The 11,079-nt window shown below is 46.5% G+C and carries 11 protein-coding genes and 6 tRNA genes; 11 read left to right on the top strand and 6 right to left on the bottom strand.

Annotated elements, in window-relative coordinates; genetic code table 11:
* Positions 1 to 180: 180 nt before the first annotated feature.
* The 6 genes from kdsA to hemA are packed head-to-tail and all read right to left on the bottom strand — an operon-like array spanning position 181 to position 5,561.
* Complete coding sequence (gene kdsA / locus KIV40_RS12180) at positions 181 to 1,032, bottom strand: 3-deoxy-8-phosphooctulonate synthase (protein ID WP_012127204.1); 852 nt, start codon at positions 1,030 to 1,032, stop codon at positions 181 to 183.
* Positions 1,033 to 1,085: 53 nt separating this feature from the next.
* Positions 1,086 to 1,895 carry a SirB1 family protein gene (locus KIV40_RS12185; protein WP_045417865.1) on the bottom strand — a complete coding sequence of 270 codons (810 nt, stop codon included), beginning with the start codon at positions 1,893 to 1,895 and terminating at the stop codon, positions 1,086 to 1,088.
* A 5-nt stretch (positions 1,896 to 1,900) separates the two neighbouring features.
* A complete protein-coding gene (locus KIV40_RS12190) occupies positions 1,901 to 2,284 on the bottom strand; it encodes a SirB2 family protein (RefSeq protein WP_010650919.1) in 384 nt (127 codons plus the stop codon).
* Between the two features lie 40 nt (positions 2,285 to 2,324).
* Positions 2,325 to 3,182 (bottom strand): peptide chain release factor N(5)-glutamine methyltransferase, encoded by an 858-nt coding sequence (prmC, locus tag KIV40_RS12195; RefSeq protein WP_045417868.1) that lies wholly within the window; start codon positions 3,180 to 3,182, stop codon positions 2,325 to 2,327.
* A gap of 4 nt (positions 3,183 to 3,186) precedes the next feature.
* On the bottom strand, positions 3,187 to 4,275 hold the full coding sequence (prfA, locus tag KIV40_RS12200) for a peptide chain release factor 1 (RefSeq protein WP_012127201.1): 1,089 nt from the start codon (positions 4,273 to 4,275) through the stop codon (positions 3,187 to 3,189).
* A gap of 29 nt (positions 4,276 to 4,304) precedes the next feature.
* On the bottom strand, positions 4,305 to 5,561 hold the full coding sequence (hemA, locus tag KIV40_RS12205; protein ID WP_045417871.1) for a glutamyl-tRNA reductase: 1,257 nt from the start codon (positions 5,559 to 5,561) through the stop codon (positions 4,305 to 4,307).
* Positions 5,562 to 5,695: 134 nt separating this feature from the next.
* On the opposite strand from hemA, the gene lolB reads away from it, so the two are divergent.
* The 11 genes from lolB to KIV40_RS12260 all read left to right on the top strand — a co-directional run bounded on the left by lolB (position 5,696) and on the right by KIV40_RS12260 (position 11,042).
* The gene (lolB, locus tag KIV40_RS12210) at positions 5,696 to 6,334 is read left to right on the top strand and encodes a lipoprotein insertase outer membrane protein LolB (RefSeq protein ID WP_012127200.1); all 639 of its coding nucleotides are present in this window, start codon (positions 5,696 to 5,698) and stop codon (positions 6,332 to 6,334) included.
* The gene (gene ispE / locus KIV40_RS12215) at positions 6,331 to 7,203 is read left to right on the top strand and encodes a 4-(cytidine 5'-diphospho)-2-C-methyl-D-erythritol kinase (RefSeq protein WP_012127199.1); all 873 of its coding nucleotides are present in this window, start codon (positions 6,331 to 6,333) and stop codon (positions 7,201 to 7,203) included. Before lolB ends, ispE begins: the two co-directional genes overlap by 4 nt.
* Positions 7,204 to 7,230: 27 nt before the next feature.
* Positions 7,231 to 8,175, top strand: coding sequence for a ribose-phosphate pyrophosphokinase (locus tag KIV40_RS12220; RefSeq protein WP_005449254.1), 945 nt, complete (start codon positions 7,231 to 7,233; stop codon positions 8,173 to 8,175).
* Positions 8,176 to 8,326: 151 nt separating this feature from the next.
* Positions 8,327 to 8,917 (top strand): aminoacyl-tRNA hydrolase, encoded by a 591-nt coding sequence (gene pth, locus KIV40_RS12225; protein WP_005438598.1) that lies wholly within the window; start codon positions 8,327 to 8,329, stop codon positions 8,915 to 8,917.
* A gap of 10 nt (positions 8,918 to 8,927) precedes the next feature.
* Complete coding sequence (ychF, locus tag KIV40_RS12230) at positions 8,928 to 10,019, top strand: redox-regulated ATPase YchF (protein ID WP_005449255.1); 1,092 nt, start codon at positions 8,928 to 8,930, stop codon at positions 10,017 to 10,019.
* Positions 10,020 to 10,304: 285 nt separating this feature from the next.
* A tRNA-Met gene (locus KIV40_RS12235) sits at positions 10,305 to 10,381 on the top strand.
* A gap of 40 nt (positions 10,382 to 10,421) precedes the next feature.
* Positions 10,422 to 10,506: transfer RNA gene (locus KIV40_RS12240), tRNA-Leu, on the top strand.
* 31 nt (positions 10,507 to 10,537) lie between these two features.
* A tRNA-Gln gene (locus KIV40_RS12245) sits at positions 10,538 to 10,612 on the top strand.
* A 79-nt stretch (positions 10,613 to 10,691) separates the two neighbouring features.
* Positions 10,692 to 10,768, top strand: a tRNA-Met gene (locus tag KIV40_RS12250).
* 79 nt (positions 10,769 to 10,847) lie between these two features.
* Positions 10,848 to 10,932 (top strand) — tRNA-Leu (locus KIV40_RS12255).
* Between the two features lie 25 nt (positions 10,933 to 10,957).
* Positions 10,958 to 11,042: transfer RNA gene (locus tag KIV40_RS12260), tRNA-Leu, on the top strand.
* Positions 11,043 to 11,079 lie beyond the last annotated feature (37 nt).

The following is an 11,079-nucleotide window of genomic DNA, read 5'->3' on the forward strand; positions in this document are numbered from 1 at the left end:
AAGCGAGAAGCGAGAAGCGAGAAGCGAGAAGCGAGAAGCGAGAAGCGAGAAGCGAGAAGCGAGAAGCGAGAAGCGAGAAGCGAGAAGCGAGAAAAGGATAGTGAGACAGAGTCGATGTGTCTATACAAAAATGGCCAGCACATAGGCTGACCATTTCATTCAGACATTCACAATAACCGATTATTTGATATCGATGTCTGCAAAGCTCTTGATTAGATCGTCTAGCGATTTCATTTGCGCTAGGAACGGTTCTAGTTTGTCTAGAGGCAGTGCAGATGGGCCATCACAACGTGCTTGATCTGGGTTCGGGTGCGCTTCAATAAACAGACCTGCAATACCTGTTGCTAAGCCAGCTTTTGCAAGCTCAACAGTCTGCTCACGACGACCGCCAGATGCCGCGCCTGATGGGTCACGCATTTGTAGTGAGTGCGTTACGTCAAAGATGATTGGGCTGCCTTTCGATGCGTTTTTCATCACACCAAAGCCAAGCATGTCTACAACTAGGTTGTCGTAACCCATACAAGAGCCGCGCTCACAAAGGATGATGTTTTCGTTACCACACTCTGCAAACTTCTCAACGATGTTACCTACTTGGCCAGGGCTCATGAACTGAGGTTTCTTCACGTTGATAACCGCACCTGTTTTCGCCATCGCTTCTACAAGGTCAGTTTGACGAGCTAGGAATGCAGGAAGCTGGATAACGTCAACGACGTCAGCGACTGGTTGAGCTTGTGCTTCAGTGTGAACGTCAGTGATGATCTTCACGCCGAATGTATCCTTCAGCTCTTGGAAGATTTTCATGCCTTCTTCCAGGCCAGGGCCACGGTATGAGTGAACAGAACTGCGGTTTGCTTTGTCGAACGACGCCTTGAATACGTAAGGGATGCCAAGCTTGTCCGTCACTTTTACGTAGTGCTCACAGATCTGCATAGCAAGATCACGAGACTCAAGAACGTTCATACCTGCAAATAGGGTGAAGGGCTTGTCGTTAGCAACCTGAATGTCGCCAATATTAACGATTTTCTGTTCCATTTTGATTCTCTTTTGTCTGTCTTCGGCACGCCGGTTTCTGCATGCCGATAAAATTAGTGAAGCGTAACGTGCTTTTCGCTCATGGCGTTAACTTGTGATTTTAGTAGTTCTGATGCCGGATCGTCTGGGCATTGGTCAATAAAGTACTGAAAATCTGAAACCGCCACCTGATGACACTCTAACTGCTGGAAGATGAAACCACGGTCACGAATCTCGTATGGGTCATCCGGTACGAAAGTCAGTGCGAGATTGGTGCATCGCAGTGCCAGTGTGTAACGCTCTTCACGTAGCATCGCGCTTTTAATTAACGCGAGCCAACGACCAATCACTGTCGGGTTGTCCGCTTCTTCAAAGTGTTCAGGCTTCAATGTTGCCAATGGGCCTTCTTGACCAATCAACCAAGCTTGAAGGATTTTCTCACCAACATACTCACCGTTAAACGGGTTAATGTAGTCTGGTGTTTTGTGCATCCAATCCACTTTGATCAAAAACTGAGTCGGGAATGTCACCCCTTTCATCGGGAAGCCAAGACGGTTGCCCAAGTAAAGCAAGATGGCACCAAGGCTTACCGGAATGCCTTTTTTACGCTCCAACACCTTGTCGATAAAGCTGTTGTCAGAGATAAAGTATTCTTGTTCATCGCCTTTAAAGCCCCATTCGTAAAAGAATAGGCGCAAGAAAGAGTCAAAACGCTGCTCTTCGTCCGTCTCATGAACCAGAATCACTTCGGCCTCTTCGTAGAGACGTTCTAGTTCAAGTTTTGCCCAATGCACATTAGTGTCTGGGTTGATGGAATGGTTCAGTTCTAACGCGCCTTCCACCAACGCCATGTTGTCAAAATCTTCGTCAAAAAACTCAAGCATTGAGATTACCCAAATAGGTTTGGATTTTTAGATACGGCAATATTAGCGGCCATCACTAACCAGCCTAGAGCGCCAAAGAAGGCAAAAATTCTCAGCAGCTTGTTTTTCGCCATTTTCAAAGCAAAGAAACCAAGAGCGATGTACGCAAGCACACATGTAATCTTGTTGGTTAGCCAAGGTGCAGCATCCGTAAACGGAATGAAACCAGTCACCATGATTAGGCCGATACCTGACAGCAATAGCGCCGTATCAACAATGTGTGGGAAAACTTTCAAGAAGCGATTGTTGCGTTTTGGAGAGTCCATCATCAACAACGCGAATCGGATCGATAGTAGCGTCGCGCTCAATGCGATCGTTACTAAGTGAATGTGTTTTAGAGCTACGTACATTTTCTTTCTCTTTTATAAGTTACTGCTGACTTGCTCGTTATTATTGAGGCTTGTAACAACCGAGCGTCACTCGGTCATTATCACCATAGTCTTTTTCCGTGACTACTTGCTCATAACCAAAGTTCGTCATGATCTCACGAACGGCGTCGCCTTGATCATAACCATGTTCAAATGCGAGCCACCCACCCTCTTCCAGATATTGACGTGCAAGATCAGAGATATGGCGAATATCTGCCAAACCATTTTCATCAGCGACCAGCGCAGATTTTGGCTCAAATCGCACATCACCTTGAGAGAGATGCGGATCTTGTTCGTCGATATACGGTGGGTTGGAGACAATTAAAGCAAACTTTGTTCCGCTGACAATAGGTTCGAACCAGCTACCTTGATCAAACGTCACATTTTTGATGTTTAACTGCGACGCGTTGTACTCGGCAAGCTCTTTTGCTTCTTGCTTTAAGTCAACGCCCATCACTTGGCGTTTCGGCATCTCAGACGCGAGCGCTAACGCAATCGCCCCTGTGCCAGTACCCAAGTCAAGAATTGGTCCAGTCTGCTCGTAAGTTTTATCCAATGCGACTTCAACCAAACGTTCAGTGTCTGGTCTTGGGATCAGCGTGGATGGAGAGACTTTCAGTGGCAGCGACCAAAACTCACGCTCACCGATGATGTAAGCTACAGGCTCACCAGCAATACGTCGCGCTAAAAGGTCATCGAACTGAGCTTGTTGCTCTGCTTCTAATGCTTTTTCTGGCCAGGTCAGTAGGTAGGTTCGTGGTTTGCCAAGGACATGGCAAAGAAGGACAGCTGCATCGAGAGAAGGCGACTCTTTGCCGCCTTCTGTCAGAATTGCCGTCGCACTTTTGAGTGCTTGCTCAATAGATTGAACTTGGCTCATTCGATTAGCCGTTCTCAGCTAGCGCCGCTAGTTGGTCTGCTTGGTGCTCTTGAACAACTGGGTCGATCAAGCTTTGTAGGTCACCTTCCATCACTTCATTCAAACGGTAGATGGTTAGGTTAATACGGTGGTCAGAAACACGGCCTTGTGGGTAGTTGTAAGTACGGATACGGTCACTACGGTCACCAGAACCTAGTAGGTTACGACGTGTGTCAGACACTTCTGCCGCACGACGCTCTTCTTCCGCTTGAACGATACGCGCAGCAAGTACTGCCATCGCTTTCGCTTTGTTCTTATGCTGTGAACGCTCGTCCTGACACTCTACTACCGTACCAGTTGGTAAGTGGGTAATACGGATTGCCGAGTCCGTGGTGTTAACGTGCTGACCACCCGCGCCAGATGCACGGAATGTATCGATTTTTAGGTCTGCTGCTTTGATTTCTGGCAGATCCGCTTCTGGGATTTCCGCCATAACCGCTACGGTACACGCAGAAGTATGAACACGACCTTGAGATTCTGTCGCTGGTACACGTTGTACACGGTGACCGCCAGACTCAAACTTCAGCACGCCGTATGCACCGTCGCCGCTCACTTTCGCGATCATCTCTTTGTAGCCGCCGTGTTCTGCTTCGTTTGAAGACATAACTTCGATACGCCAGCCACGCTTTTCTGCGTATTTACTGTACATACGGAACAGGTCACCAGCGAAGATACCTGCTTCATCACCACCCGCACCTGCACGGATTTCTAGGAAACAGTTACGGTCATCGTTTGGATCTTTCGGAAGAAGAAGAATTTGTAGCTCATCAGTCAGACGCTCGATCGCTTCTTTTGCTTCTTTGATTTCTTCCTGCGCCATTTCACGCATTTCTTCGTCGTCTTCGTTCGCCATATCTTCAGCAGCCGCAAGATCGTCTTGCGCTTGTTGATACGCTTGGAAGCACTTAGTAACTTCTTCTAGCTGAGAGTACTCTTTTGATAGAGCGCGGAATTTATCCTGATTTCCAATTACATCAGGATCACCAAGAAGATGTTGAACTTCTTCGTAACGTTCTACTAGCGTTTCTAGCTTAGTCAGAATAGAGGCTTTCATAGTGTCGTTTTCTTAATAAAAAGCGTGAGTTACAGATCATCCAAACCAAGGGTCTGGCGGATAACCGTTAATTTTGCTGGTTCGCCCTGCTCTGCCGCACTTTGCAGCGCACGAGTTGGGGCGTGAATCAGTTTGTTGGTGAGTTTATTACTAAGCTCGCGCAGCACTTTTTCTGGGTCTGCACCGGTTGCCAATGATTGTAGGCTCTTACTTAGTAAGTCTTCACGAATTTCGTTAGCCGATTTGCGATAGTCACGAATACTGTCCACAGCTTGGAGTGAACGCAGCCACGTCATAAATGCCGCGCTTTCTTCGCTGACGATCGCTTCTGCTTGAATCGCTTCTACTTTACGTTGTTCGATGTTGCTATCGATGATCGATTGTAAGTCATCCACCGAGTACAAGTAAGCATCACTCAATTCACCCACCTGCGCTTCCACATCGCGTGGGACCGCAATATCCACCAAAAGCATTGGCTGATGACGACGTTTCTTCAACGCAGTCTCTACCATGCCCTTACCAATAATAGGTAATGGACTCGCCGTTGAGCTGATGACGATGTCTGCCCTTGATAAATGGTCAGGAATTTCATTCAAGCTGATCACTTCTGCGCCAAATTGCTCACCCAAACCAAGAGCACGCTCTCGCGTTCGGTTAGCAACAATCATCTTAGTACAGCCGTTAGACGCTAAGTGTTTCGCCACCAGTTCGATGGTTTCACCCGCACCAACCAACAATACCGTTGAGTCAGACAGTGATTCAAAGATGTGTTTCGCCAATGTACAGGCAGCATAAGCCACCGACACCGCGTTACCACCAATATCAGTTTCTGTTCGAACACGTTTTGCAACTGAAAAAGTCTTTTGGAACAACTTATCAATCGACGTATCCACCGCCTGATGATCTCGGGAATCAGAAAACGCTTGTTTTACCTGACCCAAAATCTGAGGCTCACCAAGTACCAGTGAATCAAGGCCGCAAGAAACACGCATCAAGTGCTTAATCGCCGCTTGCTCTTCATGGACATAAAGGCTCGGCATCAAGTCTTCTTGATTAACTTGATGGAACTGGGCTAGCCAGTCGATAAGCTTATTTCGCGCTCCTTGCTTCACGTCGCAGTACACTTCGGTACGGTTACAGGTAGAAACAATCACACTGCCATTGACAGCTTCGTGCTCTCTGAGTTGCTCAAGTGCTGGGCCCAATTTATCGGGTCCGAACGCCACTTTCTCTCGCAAGTCAACAGACGCTGTATTGTGATTGATTCCAATAGCAAGCAAGGACATCTAACGTGTTATCTCTGAGATCGGTTATAAAATAGGTTCAGAATTTTACTGTAAGCACGCATTTATTGAAAGGGTAAGCCGGATTTGTTTTCCTTCGCTCGGCTTTTCAATGCTATAGTTGTGAGCGATTACCGATGAAACTGATTAATAAGCCATCAAACATGACCTTACGCTCCTTTCTCATCTTGCTCTTATCGAGCATAGTACTCGCGGGTTGTAGTTCTGTTCCTGAAAGTGTCACCAGCGTAGAGTGGCAAGCGCATGAACAGCGACTGGAAACCATTGATAACTTTCAAGCTACAGGCAAACTTGGCTATATTGGCCCTGATCAAAGACAAAGCCTGAATTTTTTCTGGAAGCACTCTTCCGCTCTAAGTCAATTGCGTTTAACGACTCTACTTGGTCAAACTGCATTAAAGCTCACCATTACCCCACAAGGTGCGACGGTCGAAACTTACGACGACCAAGTCCTCTCCGCACGTGATGCTAACCAACTGATTTACAGATTAACCGGCTTAATGATGCCAGTTGACCATTTACCTGATTGGCTACTTGGCTTACCTACAGATGCCGACTCTTTCCAACTATCACCGACCAATACCCTCCAAGCACTGGATAAACAGATTGGCTTGAATGATTGGAACATCGCTTATCAGCGTTACGGTGACATTGAATGGCATGAGCAGACCTTGCCGCTGCCGAACAAGTTAAGACTGAGCACATCTGACGTAAAAATTAATTTAGTGATCACAAAATGGAACATCACCCAATGATCGATCTTTCAACCCGCTGGCCATCACCAGCGAAATTGAATCTCTTTCTTTATATTAATGGCCGAACAGAAAACGGCTATCACGAGTTACAGACCTTATTCCAATTCGTCGATCACGGCGATGAGCTAACCATTCAAGCAAACGATTCTGGTGAGATCACGATTTCGCCAGAGATCGAAGGTGTTCCTCTAAAAGACAACTTGATCTGGAAAGCAGCAACTGCACTTCAACGTTTCGCGAACTGCTCATACGGTGCACATATCGATCTACATAAGATCCTACCGATGGGCGGCGGAATTGGCGGCGGTTCTTCCAATGCAGCAACGGCGTTGGTTGCGCTTAATTACCTATGGCAAACCAATCTGAGTGATGACGAGTTAGCCGAAATTGGCCTTGCACTTGGTGCGGATGTGCCAGTATTTGTGCGTGGTTTTTCCGCATTTGCTGAAGGTGTTGGCGAGAAACTTTCTCCCGCTCATCCAGATGAGAAATGGTATTTAGTGGTACGCCCGAACGTTTCCATTGCAACTGCCGACATATTCGGACATCCAGATTTGACCCGAAATACGCCAAAACGCGATTTAGAAACGCTTTTAAACACACCAAGCGTAAACGATTGCGAAAAAATTGTACGAATGCTCTACCCAGAGGTTGATAAGCAACTTTCATGGCTGCTACAATACGCGCCGTCAAGATTGACGGGGACAGGATCTTGCGTTTTTGCTGAATTTTCGAGCAAATCCGAAGCAGAAACTATCCTTGCACAACTCTCTGATAAAGTCTCGGCATTTGTCGCTCAAGGGCGAAATATTTCGCCACTAAAAGAGACTTTGGCTGAATACCAATCAGCCTCACACCGACCTATTTAAACTGGACGCAAACCCGAGGTTTCCACCGTGCCTGATATGAAGCTATTTGCTGGTAACGCAACACCTGAACTAGCCCAACGTATTGCTGATCGTCTTTACATCTCTCTTGGTGATGCATCTGTTTCTCGCTTTTCTGATGGCGAAGTTGCAGTTCAAATCAACGAGAACGTTCGTGGTAGTGATGTTTTCATCATTCAATCCACTTGTGCACCGACTAACGACAACCTAATGGAATTGGTTGTTATGATTGATGCAATGCGCCGTGCTTCAGCAGGTCGTATCACTGCAGTAATTCCTTACTTCGGCTACGCTCGCCAAGACCGCCGTGTACGTTCTGCGCGTGTGCCAATCACTGCAAAAGTTGTTGCTGATTTCCTATCTAACGTTGGCGTAGACCGCGTTCTGACTATCGACCTACACGCAGAGCAAATCCAAGGCTTCTTCGATGTACCAGTTGATAACATCTTCGGTACGCCAGTACTTCTAGAAGACATGCAATCTCGTGGTCTAGAAAACCCTGTAGTGGTTTCTCCTGACCTAGGTGGCGTTGTTCGCGCTCGTGCGACTGCAAAAGCACTAGGCGATATCGACATTGCTATCGTTGATAAGCGTCGTCCACGTGCAAACGTTTCTGAAGTAATGAACCTAATCGGTGACGTTGAAGGTCGTGACTGTGTGATCGTTGATGACATGATCGATACCGGTGGCACACTATGTAAAGCAGCTGAAGCACTAAAAGAGCGCGGTGCTAAGCGTGTATTCGCTTACGCAACTCATGCTGTATTCTCTGGTAACGCTGCGGACAACATTAAGAACTCTGTTCTTGACCAAGTTATCGTAACTGACTCTATCTCTCTATCTAAAGAGATGGCTGCAACTGGCAAAGTAACCACACTAAGCCTTTCTCGCATGCTAGCTGAAGCGATTCGTCGTATCAGCAACGAAGAGTCAATCTCTGCAATGTTCAACTAACCCGAACATTTCAGTTAGACTGATTTCAAAAGCACCCCTCTATGGGGTGTTTTTTTATTTGTATCGATAGGCAGAAAATCCCTTGGTCGCCCACTGCGAGAATTCTGTGCTATCATACTGCGCTTTTTGAGATTCCAGAGAGATCCTAACCTTGACTCAACCAATCAAACTTCTTGTTGGTCTTGCTAATCCGGGACCAGAATACGCCAAAACTCGCCACAATGCGGGCGCTTGGGTTGTAGAAGAACTAGCACGCGTTCACAACGTTACCCTGAAGAACGAACCAAAGTTCTTTGGCCTAACAGGACGCATTATGGTCAATGGCCAGGATCTCCGTTTGCTAATCCCAACCACCTTCATGAACCTATCTGGCAAAGCGATCGCAGCACTTGCGAAGTTTTACCAAATTAAGCCAGAAGAGATCATGGTTGCTCACGACGAGCTAGACTTACCGCCAGGTGTCGCTAAGTTTAAGAAAGGTGGCGGTCACGGTGGCCACAATGGTCTGCGTGACACCATTAGCAAACTGGGCAATAACAAAGATTTTTATCGTCTTCGTATCGGCATTGGCCATCCGGGACACAAAGATAAAGTGGCGGGTTTTGTACTAGGCAAAGCTCCAGCGAAAGAGCAAGAGCTACTAGACGCCGCAGCTGACGAATCAGTGCGCTGTCTAGACATCCTAATTAAGGATGGCCTATCAAAAGCACAAAATCGCCTCCACACGTTCAAAGCTGAATAAGGTTACTATCATGGGTTTTAAATGTGGCATCGTTGGTCTACCTAACGTTGGTAAATCAACTCTGTTCAACGCACTAACTAAAGCGGGTATTGAAGCAGCAAACTTCCCGTTCTGTACCATTGAACCAAACACTGGTGTGGTTCCTGTGCCAGATCTACGTCTAGATGCTCTAGCAAAGATCGTTAACCCACAGAAAGTTCTGCCTACCACAATGGAATTCGTAGACATCGCTGGTCTAGTTGCAGGTGCATCTCGTGGTGAAGGTCTAGGTAACAAATTCCTAGCGAACATCCGTGAAACTGACGCAATCGGCCACGTTGTGCGTTGTTTCGAAAACGACAACATCGTTCACGTTGCAGGTAAAGTATCTCCAATCGAAGATATTGAAGTTATCAACCTTGAGCTAGCGATGGCTGACCTTGATTCTTGTGAGCGCGCTATCCAGCGTAACGCTAAGAAAGCAAAAGGCGGTGACAAAGACGCGAAATTCGAACTAACCGTTCTAGAAAAACTGCTTCCTGTACTAACAGAAGGTGGCATGGCGCGTACTGTTGATCTTGCAAAAGAAGAGCTAGCAGCAATTGGCTACCTAAACTTCCTGACGCTAAAACCAACAATGTACATCGCTAACGTGAACGAAGATGGTTTTGAAGACAACGCATACCTAGACGCAGTACGTGAGTTTGCAGCGAAAGAAAACAACGTTGTTGTTCCTGTATGTGCAGCTATTGAATCAGAAATGGCTGAACTAGAAGATGACGAGCGTGAAGAGTTCCTAGCAGACCTAGGTATCGAAGAACCAGGTCTAAACCGCGTTATCCGCGCAGGTTACGAACTATTGAACCTACAAACTTACTTTACAGCTGGCGTGAAAGAAGTTCGTGCATGGACTATCCCTGTTGGCGCAACGGCACCAAAAGCGGCAGCGAAGATCCACACAGACTTCGAAAAAGGCTTCATCCGTGCTGAAGTTGTTGGTTACGACGATTTCATCCAATTCAACGGTGAAAGCGGCGCGAAAGACGCAGGTAAATGGCGTCTAGAAGGTAAAGAATACATCGTTAAAGATGGTGATGTTGTACACTTCCGCTTCAACGTATAATTAAGTGAATGAATTCTAAACACTTCATTTACATAAAAAGCCAGCCATAGTGCTGGCTTTTTTTATACCTTTCAGAAAAGACAAGAAATTAAGTCCCTTACTGCAAGCCATTTTATTTCCAGTTTTAGATCATAAACGCGCCTCTTTGTTTAAAAAGGAAGCGAACGATGGATTTTGCAGGATTTATTGAAAAAAACTGTTGACGGATCTCACTCAACTTCGCATAATGCGCGCCGTTCCCGACAACAAGGCAACTTAGCGAAGAGAACAAGAAAACATGGTTTTGGCTACGTAGCTCAGCTGGTTAGAGCACATCACTCATAATGATGGGGTCACAGGTTCGAATCCCGTCGTAGCCACCATTCCTAAAGGTTCTTTTTTTAAGAGCAATTAGGAATAGATGCGGAAGTGGCGGAATTGGTAGACGCACCAGATTTAGGTTCTGGCGCCGCAAGGTGTGAGAGTTCAAGTCTCTCCTTCCGCACCATGTTTTAAGTAGTTTTACGACTACTGCCTGCAGGTCTATCGCCAAGCGGTAAGGCAGCGGCTTTTGATGCCGCCATTCCCTGGTTCGAATCCAGGTAGACCTGCCATTATTTAAAGTGAGATTCCTTTGATAAAAAGGGTTGTCACTTAGAGCGTGAAGGTTTATATTGTCTCGCTCAAAAAGATGGCTACGTAGCTCAGCTGGTTAGAGCACATCACTCATAATGATGGGGTCACAGGTTCGAATCCCGTCGTAGCCACCATTCTTTCTTTTGAAAGACAAGATTTAGTTATTAGTTTTTACCAATTAACTGATAACTGATAGCTTATAGAGTTCAAGATGCGGAAGTGGCGGAATTGGTAGACGCACCAGATTTAGGTTCTGGCGCCGCAAGGTGTGAGAGTTCAAGTCTCTCCTTCCGCACCATCTTGAAATGCTCTAAACAATATATGCGGAAATGGCGGAATTGGTAGACGCACCAGATTTAGGTTCTGGCGCCGCAAGGTGTGAGAGTTCAAGTCTCTCTTTCCGCACCATATATTGAATAGTCTTCTGACTATTGCCTGCAGGTCT

The organism is Vibrio sp. D173a, assembly GCF_030248475.1.